General features: G+C 33.8%; 17 protein-coding genes, 4 tRNA genes and 1 pseudogene. 14 read left to right on the plus strand and 8 right to left on the minus strand.

What is annotated here, in order from left to right:
• Positions 1 to 143: 143 nt before the first annotated feature.
• The 4 genes from EBF09_RS07175 to EBF09_RS07190 are packed head-to-tail and all read right to left on the minus strand — an operon-like array spanning position 144 to position 4733.
• Positions 144 to 1199 carry a glycosyltransferase family 4 protein gene (locus EBF09_RS07175; RefSeq protein ID WP_121764443.1) on the minus strand — a complete coding sequence of 352 codons (1056 nt, stop codon included), beginning with the start codon at positions 1197 to 1199 and terminating at the stop codon, positions 144 to 146.
• On the minus strand, positions 1189 to 2994 hold the full coding sequence (pglF, locus tag EBF09_RS07180; protein ID WP_121764444.1) for a UDP-N-acetylglucosamine 4,6-dehydratase (configuration-retaining): 1806 nt from the start codon (positions 2992 to 2994) through the stop codon (positions 1189 to 1191). The genes EBF09_RS07175 and pglF overlap by 11 nt, the downstream gene beginning before the upstream one ends.
• Positions 2995 to 4119, minus strand: coding sequence for an aminotransferase class I/II-fold pyridoxal phosphate-dependent enzyme (locus EBF09_RS07185; RefSeq protein ID WP_121764445.1), 1125 nt, complete (start codon positions 4117 to 4119; stop codon positions 2995 to 2997). It abuts the gene before it with no gap.
• Positions 4116 to 4733, minus strand: a complete 618-nt coding sequence (locus EBF09_RS07190) for an acetyltransferase (RefSeq protein WP_121764446.1) — start codon at positions 4731 to 4733, stop codon at positions 4116 to 4118. The genes EBF09_RS07185 and EBF09_RS07190 overlap by 4 nt, the downstream gene beginning before the upstream one ends.
• Before the next feature lie 139 nt (positions 4734 to 4872).
• Here EBF09_RS07190 and EBF09_RS07195 point away from each other — a divergent pair, with 139 nt between their 5' ends.
• The 6 genes and pseudogenes from EBF09_RS07195 (at position 4873) to EBF09_RS07220 (ending at position 12307) form a co-directional block, all read left to right on the plus strand.
• Positions 4873 to 5175 (plus strand): hypothetical protein, encoded by a 303-nt coding sequence (locus EBF09_RS07195; protein ID WP_121764447.1) that lies wholly within the window; start codon positions 4873 to 4875, stop codon positions 5173 to 5175.
• Positions 5159 to 5980 carry a prolipoprotein diacylglyceryl transferase gene (gene lgt / locus EBF09_RS07200; RefSeq protein ID WP_121764448.1) on the plus strand — a complete coding sequence of 274 codons (822 nt, stop codon included), beginning with the start codon at positions 5159 to 5161 and terminating at the stop codon, positions 5978 to 5980. Before EBF09_RS07195 ends, lgt begins: the two co-directional genes overlap by 17 nt.
• Positions 5977 to 7911 (plus strand): ribosomal protection-like ABC-F family protein, encoded by a 1935-nt coding sequence (abc-f, locus tag EBF09_RS07205; protein ID WP_121764449.1) that lies wholly within the window; start codon positions 5977 to 5979, stop codon positions 7909 to 7911. Before lgt ends, abc-f begins: the two co-directional genes overlap by 4 nt.
• Positions 7898 to 8881, plus strand: a complete 984-nt coding sequence (locus EBF09_RS07210; RefSeq protein WP_121764450.1) for an SAM-dependent methyltransferase — start codon at positions 7898 to 7900, stop codon at positions 8879 to 8881. The genes abc-f and EBF09_RS07210 overlap by 14 nt, the downstream gene beginning before the upstream one ends.
• A 365-nt stretch (positions 8882 to 9246) precedes the next feature.
• A pseudogene (locus tag EBF09_RS07215) lies at positions 9247 to 11646 on the plus strand (molybdopterin-dependent oxidoreductase).
• Position 11647: 1 nt separating this feature from the next.
• Positions 11648 to 12307, plus strand: coding sequence for a hypothetical protein (locus EBF09_RS07220; RefSeq protein WP_232817691.1), 660 nt, complete (start codon positions 11648 to 11650; stop codon positions 12305 to 12307).
• Positions 12308 to 12720: 413 nt separating this feature from the next.
• On the opposite strand, the gene EBF09_RS09115 is transcribed toward EBF09_RS07220, so the two are convergent.
• Both EBF09_RS09115 and ppk2 read right to left on the minus strand, forming a co-directional pair.
• Positions 12721 to 12873 (minus strand): hypothetical protein, encoded by a 153-nt coding sequence (locus tag EBF09_RS09115; protein WP_157978187.1) that lies wholly within the window; start codon positions 12871 to 12873, stop codon positions 12721 to 12723.
• Complete coding sequence (ppk2, locus tag EBF09_RS07225; protein WP_408609813.1) at positions 12873 to 13751, minus strand: polyphosphate kinase 2; 879 nt, start codon at positions 13749 to 13751, stop codon at positions 12873 to 12875. Before ppk2 ends, EBF09_RS09115 begins: the two co-directional genes overlap by 1 nt.
• A gap of 91 nt (positions 13752 to 13842) precedes the next feature.
• Here ppk2 and EBF09_RS07230 point away from each other — a divergent pair, with 91 nt between their 5' ends.
• From EBF09_RS07230 to EBF09_RS07250, 5 genes are all read left to right on the plus strand, one after another.
• Complete coding sequence (locus tag EBF09_RS07230) at positions 13843 to 14577, plus strand: CinA family protein (protein ID WP_121764452.1); 735 nt, start codon at positions 13843 to 13845, stop codon at positions 14575 to 14577.
• Positions 14578 to 14626: 49 nt separating this feature from the next.
• A tRNA-Lys gene (locus EBF09_RS07235) sits at positions 14627 to 14702 on the plus strand.
• 14 nt (positions 14703 to 14716) lie between these two features.
• Positions 14717 to 14791: transfer RNA gene (locus EBF09_RS07240), tRNA-Glu, on the plus strand.
• A gap of 29 nt (positions 14792 to 14820) precedes the next feature.
• Positions 14821 to 14896: transfer RNA gene (locus EBF09_RS07245), tRNA-Val, on the plus strand.
• Between the two features lie 5 nt (positions 14897 to 14901).
• A tRNA-Asp gene (locus EBF09_RS07250) sits at positions 14902 to 14978 on the plus strand.
• A gap of 691 nt (positions 14979 to 15669) precedes the next feature.
• On the opposite strand, the gene EBF09_RS09230 is transcribed toward EBF09_RS07250, so the two are convergent.
• Both EBF09_RS09230 and EBF09_RS07255 read right to left on the minus strand, forming a co-directional pair.
• Positions 15670 to 15837: a hypothetical protein gene (locus EBF09_RS09230; RefSeq protein ID WP_198672561.1), complete on the minus strand. Its 168-nt coding sequence runs from the start codon at positions 15835 to 15837 to the stop codon at positions 15670 to 15672.
• 218 nt (positions 15838 to 16055) lie between these two features.
• Positions 16056 to 16382 (minus strand): rhodanese-like domain-containing protein, encoded by a 327-nt coding sequence (locus EBF09_RS07255; protein ID WP_121764453.1) that lies wholly within the window; start codon positions 16380 to 16382, stop codon positions 16056 to 16058.
• 38 nt (positions 16383 to 16420) lie between these two features.
• Here EBF09_RS07255 and EBF09_RS07260 point away from each other — a divergent pair, with 38 nt between their 5' ends.
• From EBF09_RS07260 to EBF09_RS07270, 3 genes are all read left to right on the plus strand, one after another.
• Positions 16421 to 17104 carry a uroporphyrinogen-III synthase gene (locus EBF09_RS07260; RefSeq protein ID WP_121764454.1) on the plus strand — a complete coding sequence of 228 codons (684 nt, stop codon included), beginning with the start codon at positions 16421 to 16423 and terminating at the stop codon, positions 17102 to 17104.
• Between the two features lie 20 nt (positions 17105 to 17124).
• On the plus strand, positions 17125 to 18477 hold the full coding sequence (locus EBF09_RS07265; protein WP_121764455.1) for an MATE family efflux transporter: 1353 nt from the start codon (positions 17125 to 17127) through the stop codon (positions 18475 to 18477).
• A gap of 142 nt (positions 18478 to 18619) precedes the next feature.
• Positions 18620 to 20032, plus strand: a complete 1413-nt coding sequence (locus EBF09_RS07270; RefSeq protein ID WP_121764456.1) for an aspartate ammonia-lyase — start codon at positions 18620 to 18622, stop codon at positions 20030 to 20032.
• The last annotated feature ends 9 nt before the right edge of the window (positions 20033 to 20041 follow it).

Raw genomic sequence — 20041 nt, forward strand, 5'->3', positions numbered from 1 at the left:
TTATTTACATAAATAATACTTAATTTTATTTTGAAATTTTATTATATGTTTTTTTAAATTTTTATTTATTATTTTTTATTTATGAAAAATTTATTTTTATAAGACTTAAAACATGAAAAATAAGCTAAAAACCTAAAATAAGGCTAAAGGATTTTAGAGATTAACTTCTCCCATTTTTCTAGCACTATTTCTTTGCTAAAACGCTCTTTAATCTTTGGTGCTTGTTGTTTAAAATTATCTTTTTGCATCATCATTTGGCAAAAAGCTTCACTTAGCTCATCTACTTCTCCAAGATTTACCAAAAGCCCATTCACACCATTTTCTATAATCTCACTAGGCCCATAAGGACAATCATAGCTAACCACTGGAATCCCACACATTAAGGCTTCTATTAATACATTACTAAGCCCCTCTTTATGACTGCTTAGTGCAAAAAATTCTGCCTGTTTATAAAGGCTATATAGATTTTCTTGCCTTCCTAAAAACACCACTTTTGCTCCAAGCTCTTTTGCTTTTTGCTCTAAACTCTCCTTTAAAGCCCCCTCTCCAGCCAAAAGAAGAGAGTATTCTTGATGTGTTTTGCTAAACTTAGCAAATGCTTCTATTAGCTCATCAAAATGCTTACTTTCTATCATTCTCCCTGCACTTAAAATATAGGGCTTATATGCACTATAATCCTTTAGCTCTTCTTTTTCTACACTTATGGGATTTGGCATTACGCATACATTTTGTAAAAAGGAGTAGTTTTTTAAATCCTTGCTTGTGAGCGTAGTAACGCAATCTGTATAAGGATAGATGATTTTGCGTAAGAAAAACCATGCTTTTTGCTTTTCTAAGCTTTCATAAATGCTATGCTCTGTGGCTACGACTTTGATTTTAGCGATTTTAGAAGCTAGAATGCTTAGAATGTTTGTTTGATGAATACAACTGATTGCTAAATCTATTTTTTGTTCTTTAAAAATCCTAACAAGAGCTAAAATTTTAGAAAAATTTGCACCAAGTCCGCCAAAAATTCCCCTTTTATGTCCTATTACACATACTTTTACATTCTCACTCACCGCATAAAAACGATTCTTATCGCTCCACAAAATAAGTGTGATATTAAAAGGCAAATGATTTGCCAAAAAAGAAGCAACCCTCTCAGCCCCTCCCATAGAAAGAGAAGAGATAATAATCGCAATATTTTTTTTATCCTGCATTGTGATTAAACTCCACTACGATTTCTTTTAGCTTAGAAACTTTATCTTTACATTCTAAAAGTTCTAAAATATCTTTATTTAGCTTATCTATATCATATTCTGTGGGGCGCGCTACTTGAATTGAAGGATATTTTGTCTTGCCCTCACTCTCACCTATTAATAGCTCTTCATAAAGCTTTTCGCCAGGTCTTAGTCCGCTAAAGACTATTTCTATTTCATTTTCTTTGCCATAAAGTCTTAGCATATTTTTAGCTAAATCCACAATTTTTACAGGCTCTCCCATATCAAGGATAAATATCTCTCCACCCTTAGCAATAGAAGCCGCTTGAAGCACTAGCCTACAAGCTTCAGGTATAAGCATAAAATACCTTGTAATATCCGGATGCGTTACGGTTATGGGACCTCCATTTTGGATTTGAGCTTTAAACTTTGGCACAACAGAACCTGAAGATCCAAGCACATTTCCAAACCTAACTGCTACAATCTCACTTTGCTTAGAATCTACATTTTGCGCATAAAGCTCCACCACACGTTTAGTAGCACCCATTACATTTGTAGGACGCACTGCTTTATCTGTGGAGATAATCACGATTTTTGGTACTTTTGCACCAATCGCACAATCAATTACATTTTTAGAGCCGATGATGTTATTTTCAATCGCACTTTTTTGATTATATTCACAAAGTGGCACATGCTTATAGGCTGCTGCATGCACAACAATATCGGGCTTTTCTTCATCTAGGAGCTTTTGCAATCTTTCTTTTTCTAGGATTGAAAGCATCACAGGACGCAAAGGTTGATTGGCATTTAACTTCCCTAAAGGGCTATTTTTTGTTAGCTCTTCTGTGATTGCATAGAGATTATATTCGCTATGCTCTACTAAGATCACTCTTTTAGCCCCAAAGCCCACACACTGCCTTACAATCTCGCTTCCTATGCTCCCACCCGCACCTGTTATTAGCACCTTTTTGCCACTTATGAAATTGGCTATTACCTCTTTATCCAAATCCTTACTAGGACGCGAGAGCAAATCTTCAATAGAAATGTCTTCTAGCGGTGCGTCATCTTTTAGCATAGAGGCGATTTTTATCTCTTCGATTCCTATTTGCTTTAACTCGTTAAAAAGATTTTCTAGCGGTGGCTTTGCATAGCTTTTAGTCAAAATCACGCTTTTAATGCTGTGTTTTTCCATTAGTTCTTTAATGGCACTTTTTGGATAGACCTTTAAGTTTGATATATAGTTCCCCTGCTCTTTAATATCTTCATCAATAATTGCTAAAGGATAAAAGGGAAGTTCACCATTTAACGCACTTTTTATAAGCGTTGCACTTTGTGTATTTGCCCCAAAAATCAAAGCAGGTTTTGGAGAGTTTTTAGGAGAGTTTTCTAAATAAGTCCGCTTAGAGATTCGAATAGCTCCTATAAAAATAGAAGAAATTACAAAATCTATAATTACCACACTTAGCGGAAAATCCGCAAACAAGCCAAAAAATACCAAAATACCAAAAATACTATAACTCACTAAATGTGCATAAAGAAGTTTTAATGCTTCACTAAGCCCAAAGAATCTCCATGGCACAAGATAGATTTTAAACACACTTAATGCTATAACCTTTAAAGCTATCAAAGAAATAAAAGCAAAAATCACATTTTTACTAAACTCCAAAGGTACTTGAAAAGAGAACCTTAAATCATAAGATAATAACAAAGTAAAATAAGATACCAAAATATCCACAAGCACAAAAAATATTATTCTTTTTGTATTACTTGGGCGGAATAAGCTTGATTTTAGCACTTAAGCCCTTTTAACAAAATCTAAAATAAAAGAGCAAATCTCTTCAATATCGCTTCTTTGCAATGCTCCACCACTTGGAAGACAAATTCCGCTTTTAAAGAGATTCTCACTCACTCCATTTACAAAGCTAAGACTATCTTTAAAAAGTGGCTGAAGGTGCATAGGCTTCCATAAAGGACGACTTTCAACACCTTTTGTTGCTAGAAAATCTACTAGATTAAATGGATTGATTTTACTATTTTTAAAGCTTAGTGTGGTTAGCCACCTATTACCACGCGTATCCTTTAGCTCTGGCATAAACTCTACTTCTAAATCTTTCAAAATCTCTTCATACCATGAAAAAATCTCTCTTCTTTTTTGCACCTTAGATTCAATTTCTTCTAATTGCCCCACACCAATGGCTGCACTTATATTGCTAAGCCTATAATTGTATCCATAGTCTTTATGCTCATAATAGGGCAAATTTTCCCTAGCTTGAGTAGAATAAAATCTAGCCTTTTGCATAAGACTTTCATTTTTACCTAAAAGCATTCCCCCGCCACTTGTTGTAATGATTTTATTACCATTAAAGGACAATGCACCAAACTCCCCTATTGTCCCTGTATGAGAGCCTTTATAAAATGCTCCTAGAGATTCTGCTGCATCTTCAATGAGTAATACATTATATTTTTTACAAATTTCACTAATTTCATCTAACTTTGCACATTGTCCATACAAATGCGTAACAATCAAAGCTTTTGGAGACATTCCATCTTTTTTTAGCTTTTCGCACGCTTCTTCTAAAAGCTTAGGAGAGAGATTCCAGCAATCCTCATCGCTATCAATAAAAACTGGAATTGCACCTTCATAAAGTATCGCATCAATAGAACCAATAAAAGTAAAGGAAGATGCTAAAATATAATCCCCTCTTTTAATCCCACTCACTCTTAATGCTAAATGCAATGCAGAAGTTCCGCTATTTAATGCTAAGGCGTTGTGAGCTTTTGTATAACTCATCGCATCTTTTTCGAATCTATTTACAAACTCTCCCAAAGGTGCGATATAGTTGCTCTTAAATGCCTCATCTACATATTTTTGCTCATTTTTTCCCATTTGTGGCGGGGATAAAAAGATTCTAAAACTCATCTTAACTCCTTTTTTGCTGGATTTCCTACTATTTTTGTATTTCTTTTTATATCGCTAATCACTACACTTCCTGCACCCACTACACAATTATCACCCACGCTTTTAGTAGGTATAATCGTAGCTCCTGCACCAATATGGCTAAGATTCCCTACTTTAACCGCTCCACACAAAGTAGAATTTGGCGAAAGATGTGAAAACTCCCCCACAATGCAATCATGCTCTAGCACACAAGCGGTATTTAAAATCGCACCTTTTTTAACAAGTGCATTTGCATTTACAACTACATTTGGCATTACCACACAAGCCTCATCAATAGTCGCACTAGGAGAGATAATAGCACTTTTATGAATAATGCTTGGCAAACTAAAACCCATTTTAGTAAAAAATTCATAAAGATTTTTACGCAAAAGATTATCCCCCACTCCCAATGCAATACAAATAGAAGTATCCCTTAAGCTTAAAAACTCTTCTCTTGAGATTGCTTGGATTTCTCCTAGCTTTTTATTTTGTGGTGCATCATCTATACAATAACTAACCTCATCGCCACTAGATTTAATTAAATCAAAAATCACTCTGCCATGCCCACTTGCACCAAAAATAGCAAACTTTTTCAATAAAATCCTTGTATATTTACAATATAATTCCATAATTATATTGAAATTATAAAATAAAACTTTGCCAATCTCATAGTAAAAAATGTAAGTTTTTGTTAAAATCCTAGTTTAAATTTATTTTTTACACAAGGTAAAAAGTTTGAGATTAGAAACCCTAGATGAAAATTCTTATATTTTACATGGAAAGCTTAAAGAGCTTGAAGACTATTTTGAGCTAAAACGCTTACTTTTAAAGCACAAAGAAAAACAGCAAAAAGAAATTAATTTTTATATTCCCACAGCAAGAGAAATTAATTTTTATATTTTGGGACTTTTTTTAAAACTTGCTAGATACGATGGTTTTTCTTTTAGTTTTTCCTTAGGAAGTTTGAATTTATATGAAAGTTTTTTGCGTCTAGGATTACATTCGTTTTTTAAGGTAGCTTATGAAGACTTGGAATGAGATTTATAGTCATTTTGATCCTATTGCTTTTAATCTTTTTGGGATAGCGGTGCATTGGTATGGGATAATGTATGTTTTAGCACTTTTGGTTGCTTTAATGGCAGCAAAATGGATTGCCAAAAAAGATTCCTATCCCATTTCAAATTTAGAGCTTGATAGCTATTTTATTTGGGTTGAAATTGGTGTGATTTTAGGTGCAAGATTGGGCTATATTATCTTTTATGATCCCTACACCACTTATTATTTGTTAAATCCTTGGCAGATTTTTAACCCTTTTGATAAAGAAGGAAATTTTGTAGGCATTAGGGGAATGAGCTATCATGGGGCTGTAATAGGATTTTTAATCGCTTCTTTGCTTTATGCTAAAATCAAAAAGGCAAATTTTTGGCTTTTTATGGATTTAGCAGGGCTTAGCATACCTCTAGGCTATGTTTTTGGGCGTATTGGGAACTTTTTAAATCAAGAGCTTGTTGGTAGAGAAACTACAAGCCAAATAGGTATCTATGTAGATGGGATTTTACGCCACCCAAGCCAACTTTATGAAGCATTTTTGGAAGGAATTGTAGTTTTTGTGATTTTATATGCGTATAGAAAAAGAGCTACATTTATCGGACAAATAGGCTTGCTTTATGGCTTATTATACTCTATTACACGCTTTATTGCAGAATTTTTTAGAGAACCTGATATAGAACTTGGATTTGTTGCATTTAACTTTTTTACACAAGGGCAACTACTCTCGCTAATTATTGGCGTTGTTGCACTAGCACTATTATTTATCAAAAAAGAGCCTAAAGGGATAAAATGATTGCACTTATTAATATTTTTAAACAATACGATCATAAACCTATTTTAAAAGATATTTCCTTACATATTAAAGAGGGAGAGAGGGTAGCTATTGTCGGTAAAAATGGTGCAGGAAAATCCACTCTTTTAAAGATTTTAGGAGGAATGATAGAAGCAGATGAGGGACAAAGAGTTTTAGAGGGAACTCCAAGCCTAAAGCATTTGGTGCAAAAGCCTGATTTTAAAGAGGGACAAACCACAAAAGAAGCAATCTTAGAAAGCTTAGAAGAAATAAATAATGCCAAAAATAGACTAGAAGAAATTGCTTTACTTTTGCAAAAATCTCCTAGCGATAAAGCATTATTAAAAGAACATGCAGAGCTTTCAAGCTTCATAGATCATCACAATGCTTGGGATATTCAATCTAAATTAGAACAAATTCTAGTAACTTTTAATCTCAAAGCCTTAGAAGATTCATATGTAAATTTACTAAGCGGAGGGGAACAAAAACGCGTCGCACTTGCTTGTCTTTTGCTCTCAAAGCCCGATATTTTGCTTCTTGATGAGCCCACAAACCACCTTGATGTAGAAATGGTAGAATTTTTAGAAGAAATGCTTCTTCAAAAGGGCTGGACTTTAGTTTTTATAAGCCATGATAGATATTTTATTGATAAAATCGCTACAAGAATCATTGAAGTAGAAGATACAATCATTAGACAATTTAGCGGAGGATATGGGGACTATCTAAAATCTAAAGAAGCCTTACTTTTAAGCTTAGCAAAAAGCCATGAAGTGTTGCTTAAACACCTAAAAGCAGAAGAAGAGTGGCTAGCACGCGGGGTTAGAGCTAGGGTAAAAAGAAATGAAGGCAGAAAAGAACGCATTATGCAAATGAGGCAAGAGGCCAAAAACAACCCCTCACTTATCCGCAAAATGAGCCTAGAGCTAGAGCGAGAAAGAAAGCATTTTAATCAAAGCGAGGGGGTAAATCGCAAAAAAATGCTTTTTGAACTAGAAAATGTCAGCATAAGCTTTGAAAAAAGAAATCTCATCTCTTCTTTTAGCACTAGAATCTTACAAGGGGATAAAATCGCGATAGTAGGCAAAAATGGCGCAGGAAAATCTACCCTACTAAAAGCGATGCTAGGGGAGCTAAAAATAACAAGTGGCAAAATAGAAAAAGGAGATATAAAAATCGGCTATTTTGATCAGCACAGAAAAATGCTTGATGATTCTAAGGATTTACTAGAGACTTTTTGTCCTTTTGGTGGGGATAGAATAGAAGTTAGGGGCAAAAATATGCATGTTTTTGGCTATCTTAAAAATTTCCTTTTTCCAAAAGAATTTTTAGATAAAAAAATAGGCACACTAAGTGGGGGAGAAAAAAATCGCGTGGCTTTGGCACTGCTTTTTACTAAAGAATATGATTGCCTAATCTTAGATGAACCCACAAATGACTTAGATATTCCAACCATAAACATTTTAGAAGAATACTTGCAAAGCTTTGAGGGGGCAATTATTTTTGTAAGCCATGATAGATATTTTGTAGATAAAATCGCAAAACGCCTTTTTGTCTTTAGGGGCAATGGCGAGATTGAAGAGAGTCATAAAAGCTTTAGCGAATATTTAGAGATAGAAAAAGAGCTAAAAAGCTATGCGATTTATGAAAGTGAGCTAGAAAAGCAAAGCCCAAAAACAAAAGAGATAAAAACAAAAACAAAACTCTCCTACCACCAAAAAAGGCTTTTAGAAACCTTGCCAGATGAAATCCATACGCTAGAACTCACCATAAAAGAGCTAGAATCTAAACTCTATGCAGGGGATAAAAGCCTAGAAGAACTGAGTAGAATCTCTCAAATGCTAGAAGAAAATAAAGCATTATGCGATGAAAAGATTATGCAATATTTAGAGCTAGAAGAGCTAAATAGTGAGCTAGAAAATGCAAAAATTTAGCGAATTTATGCAAGAGTGGCTTTATGGAGAAAATGGCTATTATAGAACTTTACGCGTAGGGAAAAAGGGGGATTTTTATACAAGTGTGAGTGTGAGTGCGTTTTTTGGTTATAGCATTGCAAATTATCTTTTAGAATTTTTGCAAAATTATACAAACAAACACTTAGCCATTGTAGAAATCGGTGCAGAAAAGGGAAATCTCATAAGTGATGTGGCGTTTTATCTGCAACATAAAACAGGCTTAAAAAATGTGGAATTTGCCACTTTAGAGCCTTTGCTAGAACTACACACAACCCAAAAAGAAACTTTTAGCAATGTTTGCAAGGGGCCAAATTTAAGAGTTTTTCAAAACTTTAAAGAACTCAAAGAAGAAAAATTTGATTTTATTATTTATCTTAGCAATGAGCTTTTAGATGCTTTTGCTTGTGAGCTTTATTATAAGGGCAAAATGGCTTTTGTAGAAGATTTTACATTGCAATTTTTACCCAAAGAAAATTTGGATTCTAACTTCATAGGAGAAATTCCTGTGGGTGCTTGTGAATTTGTAAAAGAGCTAGAATCTTGTGCTAAAGAATGGCTTTTTATAACTTTTGATTATGGAAGCAAGCAAAAAAGGGGGGAATTTTCTTTGCGTTTTTATAAAGAACACAGCACGCAAAACCTTTTTAAGAATGAAAAAGAGCAAAATTTTGATTTAAAAGAAAACTTTGGAAAATGGGATATTACCTATGATGTGGATTTCTCACTTTGGGAAGAAGAATTTAAAAAAGCAGGTGCAAAAGAACTCTTTTTTGGCAGGCAAAATAGAATCTTGGTAGATTTTGGACTGGATAAAGTGGGGGAATGGTATATTCATACATTTGGTTTAGAATCTTTTATGCACCATAGCTCAAAAATCCGCACTTTAATTGATCCTGCACTTTTAGGAGAGCGATTTTTTGGTATCGGTTTCTTAAAAAGCATAAAATAAAACAAACTCTCTTTTTTAGAGGTTCTCTTTACTAACCTAAAACTTCATAAACACTATTTTTCTAAGCTAAATTATCTCTCTAAATTACTCCACATCTCTATTAATACTATGAGCTTCCTTGCAAGATTCTGCATATTTTGAATTTTTTTCTTAAACATAAAAATATAGAAAGTTTAAATAAACTTTTACTAATTATAAAAAAATAAAAATATTCTAATTAAGCCTAAAAATAGTTATTTTATAAATATTTTCTTTTTGATACATATAAAAAATAATATATTCCTTTTTATTCATTTTTAGCATTAAATATAATTATTTGTTCTATAATGCTTAAATATTAAATATGATTTATAAAAGGAGATACAATGCTTTCAAGACGCGATGTATTAAAAACTTCCGCAGTTGCTTCTGTGGCATTAGTAGGTAGCACCTCTCCTCTTAGTGCAGTGGGTGCTATTAATGAAATAAAACATATTCCACATGCTACGCATTTTGGCCCCTTTATCGCCAAAGTAAAAGATGGAAAATTTGTAGATGTATTGCCAAGCCCTCATGATAAAAATCCAAGCGTGATGATAAAATCCATGATTGATAGGCTTTATTCAGATTCTAGAGTGAAATATCCTTGTGTTAGAAAAAGCTTCTTAGAAGGTAAAAATGCCCCAGAATTGCGAGGTAAAGAGCCTTTTGTGAGTAGATTGGGATACTGCATTAAATTTAGTTGCTAACAAAATCAAATCTACTCCAAAAGAAAATATTTACAATGCTGCTTATGGTGGCTGGGGACATGTAGGGAGATTGCATAACTCAAATATCGTAACTGGACGCTTTTTTAATATCGTTCTAGGGGGTGCAGTAGGCACTGATGGAGAGTATAGCAATGGTGCTGCTGGGCGTGTAAATAATGATATTATAGGGGATTTAGAAGTATATTCCCAACAAACCACCCACGAGCAAATCATTAAAAACACAAAAGTGTATGTAATGTGGGGAGCGGATTTGTTTAAATGCAACCGCATTGATTATGTTGTCCCAAACCATGCAAACGATCTTTATTACCCAAAATACAAAGAAGCTGGGATTAAGTTTATTAGCATTGATCCTTATTATAATGAAAGTGCAGAGATGTTTGAAGCAGAGTGGATTAAGATTCGCCCAAATACCGATGTTGCACTAGCTTTAGGTATGATGCACTATCTATACACAACAGGCAAATATGATAAAGAATTTGTAGAAAAATATACCGATGGTTTTGATAAATTCTTGCCTTATCTTTTAGGCAAAAGCGATGGGATTCCTAAAGATGTGGCGTGGGCTTCAAAAATCACAGAAGTAGAAGAATCTAAAATCAAAGAATTGTGCGATTTGTTTGTAAGTCAAAGCACATTTATAGCAGGAAACTGGGCAATGCAAAGAGCAGAGCATGGCGAACAAGCTGATTGGGCTTTAATTAATCTTGCAAGCATGATAGGACAAATAGGCACAGCAGGTGGAGGTATTGGCTTTTCTATGCATTATGCAGGTGGAGGACAAGCAAATAGTGGATATAGAACCACTCCAGGACTTTCACAAGGACGCAATAGGGTGGAGTTTTCAATCCCTGCAAGCAGAGTGAGTGAATGTATTTTAAATCCAGGAAAATCAATCAACTTTAAAGGCAAAATAATCACATTCCCAGAAATTAAGATGATTTATTGTTGTGGAGCGACGCTTTTAGGACATCACCCAAATACAAATGAGCTAATAAGAGCCATTAGAAGTGTAGATACGGTGGTGGTGCATGAGCCTTGGTGGACGCCTATGGCAAAAATAGCCGATGTAGTATTCCCTAGCACTTGCACAATGGAGCGAGATGATATTACAAGCGGAAGCACCTACTCAAGAAATGTAATCTATGCCATGAAAAAGATTGTAGAGCCTACATATGAGCACAGAGATGATTTTGCGATTTTTGCAGAGCTTGCTAAAAGAATCGGTGGAGAAGAAAAATACAACCAATATACTGGCGGACTTAGCTATGAAGAGTGGATTAAGAAATTTTATGCAAGTTCTGATGGTCCTATTTTTAAAGAGTTTGATAAGTTTTGGGAAGATGGATTTGTAGAATTTGAAGGTGGGGATTATGAGTATGTTCGCCATGCTGACTTTAGAGCAGACCCAGAGGGTAATAAGCTAGCCACACAAAGTGGAAAAATACAATTTTTTGTAGATAAGTTTGCAGAAGCAAAATTGCCTGATATGAAAGGGCACGTAACTTGGTTTGAACCTAGCGAATATCTTGGAAGCAAGGAAGCAAGCGAGTATCCTTTCCACCTTCTAACCCCACACCCTAGATATAGAGTGCATAGCCAGTTAGATAATACTTGGGTTAGAGATGGGTTAGAGATGTGTATAAGATTCAAGGGCGTGAGCCAGTAATCATTAACACAAATGACGCACAAAAGCTAGGAATAAAGCATGGCGAAGTCATAGAAGTGTATAACAAAAGAGGGGCAGTATTAGCAGGAGCTTTTGTAACTGATAAAATAAGAGAAGGTGTGGTGCAGATTCAAGAGGGTGCATGGTATGATCCAGAAAATACAAATGATGCAATCCCGCGATGCAATGCAGGCGCATGCAATGTGCTAACAAGCTCTAGACCAACAAGTAGATGGGCTCAAGCTACGGCTGTAAATACTTGTCTTGTAAATATTAGAAAACTTGGTAAAGATGAAGTGCTAAAACCTTATAAATCTATTTTGGCACCCAAGATTATAGGAGCATAACATGAAAAGATTTAGTTTTGTAATCATTATCCTTGCAGCAATTATTGCCTTTTTTTATCTCAAAGAAACAAAAGATAATACCAACAATGTAGCTAAATTTAGCCCTGAAGATTCTTGCCATACTTGCTTTACTTTAGAAAAGCAACAAAACACAGAAGAGAAAAAAGAAACTCTATCGCTAAACCACCGCTTTGTGCTAGAAAACACTAAAATTTATTCCAAAGATGGCAAAAGTGAGATTGGCACAATCCTAAAAGGATTTGGCGGAGAAGAAATAGGCACGATAGGTGATAAAACAATCCTAAAAGTAGAAGGCTTCTTAAAAGAAGATGATAAAGCAAATCTTTATGCCAATGAAAATCTATCTTTAGCTGTTGTTTTACTAAAAGAACCTAAAGCACAAAAGCAAATGGAGATTGCTATCAATACCAAAGATTTAACCAAAAATGAAAATGAAGTTTGGAGCAAAAGTGAGTTTATCTACTATGATAACTGCTCTATGTGCCATGCAGCCCACGCCCCCAAAGAACATACTATACAAGAATGGGATGGAATTTATGGCACTATGAAAGCCTTTGCAATGCCAACAGAGCATGATGATAAACTTATATGGGAATACTTACAATCCCACGCTATTGATGGCTTTTCAATAAGCGATTAAACTCAATAAGGGTTTTTCTCTTATTGTTACCCGCTAAAACTTATTAAAATATTCAAGGATTTAATCTAGTTTAAAAAACTATTAATAATCTATATTTGCATAAATCAAAGTCTAGCATTTATTATTGTTGCCAAAGAAAAAGATTTAGAAAAATTTTTTGCTAAAAAGCTTAGTTTTATCTTTTTTTTAAAACCCAAAAACTTCTTTTGTTTTATCAAAAATCTTTTGGCTTCACCCTTAAAACCACTCTAAATAGACGCACGACAAATACAATTAAGGGTTTGTATTTTAATCTTAGTGCAGTCTTACCCACCTCATAGGCATAGTTTGCATTTTTACACTTTTTATCAAAAGGGAGCGAGGAATCTTTTATAGTTTTTGCTTGGATAATGCGTTTTAAAACTCCAAAATACCTAACACATTGTAAAATTAACTAAATTTATAGATAATTTCGCCTTTGGATAAAGCTTTCTTAAAGCATAAAGCCCTTTTATAGCGATCGCACTATCCCCCACTTGTGTATGCAACCTTTCAAAACCTATATGTTTTACTAAATCCACTTTCATTATTTGTCTTTATTTTTCTTTTTCTTTTTTTCACTACTCTCTTCTTCTTTAGAAAACGCCCTCACACTTGAATAATAGCTCACAATCCCTGGATCTGCCAAAAGACAAACATTTTGTGCATCTTTATCTTCATAGTCAATCTTTGAAAGCAAGATTCTAGCTAGATTAATCCTAGCACGTTTTTTATCATTAGAATCCACAATAAGCCAAGGTGCAAAAGGTGTATGTGTGCGAGAAAACATCTTCTCAAATGCTTCTGTATATTCATCCCACAAATTTAAGCTTAGCTCATCAATAGGACTTAACTTCCAACGCTTTAGAGGTTCATCTTTACGACTTTCAATCCTTTTTCTTTGTTCTTCTCTTCCTACATCTAAGAAAAATTTAAACAAAATATAACCACTTTCAATCAACATTTGCTCCAAATGCGAAACTTGCAAAATAAATTCTTTATATTGCTCATTAGAGCAAAAATTCATCACGCGTTCTACTCCAGCTCGGTTATACCAACTTCTATCAAAAAATACAATCTCTCCTCCATTTGGAAGCTCATCTATATAGCGTTGAAAATACCATTGCGTTTTTTCCACATCACTTGGCTTTTGCAAGGCCACAACTCTAGCACCTCTAGGATTTAAATGCTCTCTTAAAGCCTTGATTGTGCCTCCTTTACCTGCTGCATCACGCCCTTCTAGGATAACAATCACTTTCTTTTGGTATTTTTTTACCCAATTTTGTAGCTTAATAAGCTCAATTTGTAGCTTCTCTATCTCTTTTTCATAGAACTTTTTATTAAGCTTGCCCTTTTGATTATAGACTTCTCCTGGCTTCTCATCTTCTGGTCTAACGACTAATGTTTTTCCCATCTTTTCCTCCAAAATAGACTTTTATTAAAATTTCTAAGCTTTAAAATAGCTAAGTTATCCTACCATATTATTAGATAAAGATACATTAAGAAAGGGAGGGATTATGAATAATTTACCTTTAAAATATCATCAGCTTTTTGAATTGAGTGCTAAAGAAGGGGAGATTTTATTATATCTTTTAGGGCTTGATGTGCAAAGTGCCATGCTACTTTTGCAAAATATTGCTACAAATTACAAAATACCTTTAGAAATTTATTTTCAAGGAGAAGGAATTGAAATCTTGTTAGCAAAAGGCGAAAACTTAGAACAATTCTGCAATGAAGTGCAATATTTTTTTCAATCTAAAATTTTTATTACCAAAAATCTAGGCAAAGATATTATCAATATTTTAAGAAAATCTCACAACAAAATAACAACAGCAGAAAGTTGCACGGGAGGACTTTTAGCTTATTTTCTAACCAAAGAAGGGGGAGCAAGCGAGGTATATGATGGAGGGGTGATAAGCTATGCAAACTCTATTAAAGAAGCTTGGCTTGAAGTATCTTCTAGCAATTTAGAAAATTTTGGTGCAGTAAGCGAAGAAGTGGTAAAAGAGATGCTTCAAGGCGCACTTAAACTAAGTGGGGCTGATTATGCCATAGCTACAAGCGGGATAGCAGGTCCAAGCGGTGGTAGCACACAAAAACCAGTAGGAACAATTTTTATAGGCGTTATGCATAAAAATGGGGATTGTATCATTGAGCGTGTTTTCTTAAAAGGCGATAGAAATGGCATTCAAAAAAAGACTTGTATTTATGGATTTTTACTTTTTTTGAAACTTTTTTATAATAACTATTGACTTTTTAAAATTTAATGGCTATAATTTCAGCTCGTTTTTGATTTTAAACGACCCGCTAGCTCAGTCGGTAGAGCAATTCCCTTTTAAGGAATGGGCCGTTGGTTCGAATCCAACGCGGGTCACCACTCAAAATAAAAGTGGCTCCTTCATCTAACGGTTAGGATACCACCCTTTCACGGTGGCTACAGGGGTTCGAATCCCCTAGGAGTCACCACTTTTATTAAATCCTTTCAATGTTTTTATGGTCGCTTAGCTCAGTTGGTAGAGCGCCACCCTTACAAGGTGGATGTCATAAGTTCGAGTCTTATAGCGACCACCACTTATGGAGCGGTAGTTCAGTTGGTTAGAATACCTGCCTGTCACGCAGGGGGTCGCGGGTTCGAGCCCCGTCCGCTCCGCCACTCTTTTAAAACTCATTAAACTTTAGTCATCTTGAATTTTTTAGTTTTATTTGTTTTTGTAATTTTACAAAATATTTAAAACCAAAAACCCATCAAAGCTCTATATAAAAAAGAATCTCTAAAAACCATAAAATCTGCTTTCAAAGCTGTATTTGAAAAACTTAAAAACTAATGAAATACACAACATTCAATCAAGCTATCTCTATATACGATAAAATTACCCATTTGTGTTTTCTTGTGTTAAATTTCACTTTTTTATAAGCAACACCCTTTTCAGAGATAATTCAAACGAGATTTTGCAAAATTTTATAAGAAAATCTGGTAATCCATTTTAGACTGCCACAAGCAACAACACAAAAGAAACACTATTTTTAAAACAAAGCTTAAGAGTTCTCAACCTGCTTTATGGCACTAAAGTGTAAAAAAAAGAATTATAGAGGCGCAACACTTGCACAAAAGCTAGAAGCAAAAAGAGAGGCTCTCCTCCACAAAGGGAGCTTTATGCCCTAAGGAGTAAGGAGGGAGAGGTGTTTTACAAAAGAAAAAAGAATTTGCATTTTATTTTGAATCACATATTTATTACATTAAAATATCTTGGGATTTAGACTGGCACGCAAATGCTTTGCATTTACTCGCAGTAACACAAGGCTTCCTCACTTGTTATTACAAGGAGTGTTGGCGATAAAACAATCTAAAAAACCCATAAAGATAATTCCTTAGAACCATCACGCAGTGTTCCACCACTTGCAGTTATCACTACTTTACTTATATTTTTTAATCTCTGCCTTCCTTCTATCATCGCGATACCTATGCAGTAAATTATAACATTCCACTTACCAAAATTAAAAACTATATGCAATTTTTGCTTTCTTAAATTCTTAAAAAATCTCTTATAAATTCTAAAATCTTATTGGTAAACCATTTTAGATTTCACAAGGAGCATTAGCCACAAAACATACAAGCTAGGCCATCCATCTGTTGCCAAAGCAACCAGATATTTGGAACAAACAAATTAGAACGCAAATCTAAAAAATTATCAAAAACCTATACAAAAACTACTTTTTAAAAATTAAATCCCTAAGAAGAGTGCTCCATAGGAACTTTGTATTTCTCTAAATCAAAATAATTGCTATCTAAATAATAAATGTTTTGATGCCCTTGCTCTACTAATTGTGTACCAAAGTCAGCTGCTGTTGCACCGCTATGGCAATAAAGCAAGATTTTTTTATCCTTATTTTCTTCTGCGATAAAATGAATCCTTTTTAGGGTTTCAATATTGAGTGCATCTTTTATATGGCTTATTAGAAAATATCCACGACTTCTTAAATCAATCACAATAAAATCTTGCGGTTTTAATCCTTGTGGTTTTAGCGGAATAGCTAAACTTTTATTTTTAATATACATCTTGTTCTTTCTTTTAAAAATTTGGTAGAATCTACCTTATGGAAAAAATCTATTATATCACAAACCAAAATAATCAACAAAGCTTTGCAAATGCTATTCCTTTAGAGCTTGTCGCAACACATTTTTTAAAAGATTCAAAGTTAGAACAAAAATTACAAATTTGTGATTGCTTAATCTTTACCTCTAAAAATGCGATTTTAGCACTAGAAAATGCAAACAAAAATGCACTTAAGATTCCTTCTTATGTGCTTAGTTCTGCGAGCGCCAAAGCCTTGCAAAAACTTGGAATTACTCCATTTTTTATAGGAAAAAGTGGCTATGGAGAAGGCTTTTGTGATGAATTACAAAAAAATCTTATCCACAAAAATCCTCTTTTTATTCGCGCCAAAGAGGTAGCTTCTAAGATTAAAGAATCCCTAAAAAATTATGGAATTTCTCTGCAAGAAAGCATTTTGTATGAAACCTGCATTATAAAATTGGATAATTTTCAAAAAAGCAAACTAAAACCTGCTAAAAATTCTGTAATTTTTTTTAGTGCGCCCTCTTATTGCAAAGCTTTTTTACAAAATTTTGAATGGGATTTTAGCTATCAATGTGTATGTATTGGCACAACAACGCTAGAGTTTGCTAAAGCAAATTTAGGCGATATGGCTAAAATCTATCTTTCTCCACAGCCAAATATAAAAGATTCTATTGCATTTGCAAAAACTTTAATAAACTAAAAATTAAATAAGGAAAATTTATGGAAAAATTAGATTTAAAATCTGCACCTCTTCCAAAACTATTTTTTTCTTACTTTCTGCCTTCCCTTATTGCGATGTTGGCTCTTTCTACTTATTCAACTATTGATGGGATTTTTGTAGGCAAGAAGCTTGGAGAAGATGCACTAGCGGCTATTGGTCTTGCTTGGCCTATCTTTCCTATTTTAATAGCCTTTGAATTACTATTTAGTGTGGGTGCTGCTGCTATGAGCGGATATTTTTTGGGTAAAAACAAACCCTACCGCGCAAGAATCATTTTTAGCTCCGTATTTTACTTTGCTTCAATTAGCGGAATTATTGGAGGGATTACTTTATATTATTTTAGCGACAATATTGCCCTCTATCTTGGAGCAAGCGCTAATCTTCTACCCTTAGTGCAAGAATACATTAATGTAATCTTTTTAGGATCTTTTATTATTGTTTTGCATCCTATGTTAGATATTTTTGCAATCAATGATAGACAACCCATTTTAGCGATGGCTGCGATGATTGTAGGCTCTATTATGAATGTGATTTTAAATTATTTATTCATCTTTATTTTTGAATGGGGGCTTAGCGGAAGTGCTTTAGCCACAGTTTTAGGTCATGGAATAGGTATGTTAATTTTATTACAACATTTCTTACGCAAGAAGGGCGATTTATATCTCATTAAAGCCTTTGATATTTATGCACTTTTAATGGCAACCAAAAATGGAATCCCTCAAAGTAGCGCTGAGATTAGTGTAAGCATTATGATGCTGATTTTTAATCACATTATAGGAAATATAGCAGGAGATAGAGGCTTATCTATTTATAGTGTTTTAATGTATGTTGGGATTATTCCTTTTACCATTTTGCTATCAGTCGCACAAGGGATTCAACCTATATCAAGTTTTAATTTTGGTGCAAAACAACTTATGCGTGTAAAAGATGTTTTTAAATTTGGGTTATTCTTTGGCTTAGTGAGTGGTATAGCATTGTATGGCATTTTTTACTTTTTTAGCCCTTATATCATTCCTTGGTTTTTAAAAGAAGATATTGCTATGCGTGATCCTAATTTAGCACCAGAAATTCAAGCAGCTATGAAAATCTATTTTTTAGGCTATTTACTTTTTGGGATAAATATCGTAAGTGCTATCTTTTTTCAAAGCATTCAAAGAACCTTTAGTTCTCTTATTATTACTTTTTCCTACACTTTGTTATTTGCTTTGATTTTTGTCAATATACTTCCAAATATATTTGGCTTTTTGGGTGTTTTATATTCTTATCCCCTTGGTATTTTATGTGCAACATTAGTAAGTGGCATTGTAATTTTCTATGAATTTAAGAAAGGGATACTTAAATACAAATCATAGTCCTATTAAATATATTTATTAATTAAAGAACCTAAGATTATTATAATGTTTTTAGGAGTAACATTGTCACATTGAAGTTCTAAATAAATTTTCTATGAAAACTTTATAGAGCTTTGATGTAATTTAAAATAAGGAGTGTCCTATGGGAACAAGAAAAGAACACGATTTCATTGGTGAATTAGAAATTTCTGATGAAGTGTATTATGGGGTGCAAACTTTTAGAGCATTAGAAAACTTTCATATGAGTGGTAGAAGATTAAAAGACTATCCTTTCTTTATTAAAGCTTTTGCTCAAGTTAAAAAAGCAGCTGCACTAGCAAACAAAGAAGTAGGTGTTTTAGATGCTGATAAAGCTGATGCATTAGTTAAGGCTTGCGATAGATTAATTGCAGGGGAATTTATCGATCAATTTGTTGTGGATATGATTCAAGGAGGAGCAGGAACTTCAACAAATATGAATGTAAATGAAGTTTTAACTAATATTGCATTAGAAAGTATGGGTCATAAAAAAGGAGAATACCAATACCTTCATCCAAACGATCATACAAATCTAGGACAATCAACAAATGATACTTATCCTAGCTCTATTAAAGTAGCAACACATGCAAAATTAGGTGACTTGCTAAAAGCTATGGAAGAATTAAAAGATGAACTTTTAATCAAAGCGAAAGAATACAAAGATATTATTAAAATGGGTAGAACAGAGCTTGAAGATGCAGTTCCTACAACTTTAGGCAATACTTTTAATGCTTTTGCAAGCTACATTAAAAGCGATATTGAAAAAATCAAATACGCAAGAAATGTAATGGAAACATTAAATCTAGGTGCTACTGCAATTGGAACAGGGATTAACTGCCACCCAGATTATAAAGTGATTGTAGAAAAAAGAATGAAAGAAATCACAGGTGTAGATTTTAAACCTGCAGAAGATTTAATTGCAGCTACTCAAGATACAGCAGATTTTGTAGCAGTGAGTGGTGCATTAAAAACTGCAGCGGTTAGACTTTCAAAAATTGCAAATGACTTAAGACTTATGAATTCAGGTCCCAGATGTGGTTTAGGCGAGATTAATCTTCCTAAAATGCAACCAGGAAGCTCTATTATGCCAGGGAAAGTAAATCCAGTAATTTGCGAAGCTGTGGGTGAGGCTTGCTATGAAGTAATCGGAAATGATGTAACGATTATGCTTTGCTCTGAAAGAGGAGAGTTTGAGCTAAACGCATTTGAACCAGGAATTGCTTATGCACTCTTTAATTCTATTATCGTTTTAGAAAATGCTATGAAAACTCTAGCACAAAAAGCTATTAAGCACTTAACTGCAAATGCAGAAGCTTGCAAACAATCTGTGTTAAACTCTATCGGTATTGTTACTGCATTTAACCCAGTAATTGGTTATGAAAAATCAGCAAGTATCGCTAAAGAAGCACTAGAAACAGGTAAATCCGTAGGTGAAATTTGTCTAGCTAGAGGCTATTTACCAAAAGAGGAAATTGATAGAATTCTAGATCCTAAGAATATGTTAAATCCTCAAATGACAGAAAAAAGAAAAGCATAAGCTAAGTAA

It is taken from the genome of Helicobacter burdigaliensis (genome assembly GCF_003670295.1).
GTDB classification, from domain to species: domain Bacteria; phylum Campylobacterota; class Campylobacteria; order Campylobacterales; family Helicobacteraceae; genus Helicobacter_D; species Helicobacter_D burdigaliensis.

Excerpts from the sequence above, each read along its gene's own strand:
- abc-f (WP_121764449.1), top strand. The coding sequence starts at position 5,977 with ATGATTGCACTTATTAATATTTTTAAACAATACGATCATAAACCTATT.
- EBF09_RS09115 (WP_157978187.1), bottom strand. The coding sequence starts at position 12,873 with ATGAAAGTGGATTTAGTAAAACATATAGGTTTTGAAAGGTTGCATACA.
- lgt (WP_121764448.1), top strand. The coding sequence starts at position 5,159 with ATGAAGACTTGGAATGAGATTTATAGTCATTTTGATCCTATTGCTTTT.
- EBF09_RS07255 (WP_121764453.1), bottom strand. The coding sequence starts at position 16,382 with ATGTATATTAAAAATAAAAGTTTAGCTATTCCGCTAAAACCACAAGGA.
- EBF09_RS07270 (WP_121764456.1), top strand. The coding sequence starts at position 18,620 with ATGGGAACAAGAAAAGAACACGATTTCATTGGTGAATTAGAAATTTCT.
- EBF09_RS07185 (WP_121764445.1), bottom strand. The coding sequence starts at position 4,119 with ATGAGTTTTAGAATCTTTTTATCCCCGCCACAAATGGGAAAAAATGAG.
- EBF09_RS07260 (WP_121764454.1), top strand. The coding sequence starts at position 16,421 with ATGGAAAAAATCTATTATATCACAAACCAAAATAATCAACAAAGCTTT.
- EBF09_RS07220 (WP_232817691.1), top strand. The coding sequence starts at position 11,648 with ATGAAAAGATTTAGTTTTGTAATCATTATCCTTGCAGCAATTATTGCC.
- EBF09_RS07265 (WP_121764455.1), top strand. The coding sequence starts at position 17,125 with ATGGAAAAATTAGATTTAAAATCTGCACCTCTTCCAAAACTATTTTTT.
- EBF09_RS07230 (WP_121764452.1), top strand. The coding sequence starts at position 13,843 with ATGAATAATTTACCTTTAAAATATCATCAGCTTTTTGAATTGAGTGCT.
- EBF09_RS07210 (WP_121764450.1), top strand. The coding sequence starts at position 7,898 with ATGCAAAAATTTAGCGAATTTATGCAAGAGTGGCTTTATGGAGAAAAT.
- EBF09_RS07175 (WP_121764443.1), bottom strand. The coding sequence starts at position 1,199 with ATGCAGGATAAAAAAAATATTGCGATTATTATCTCTTCTCTTTCTATG.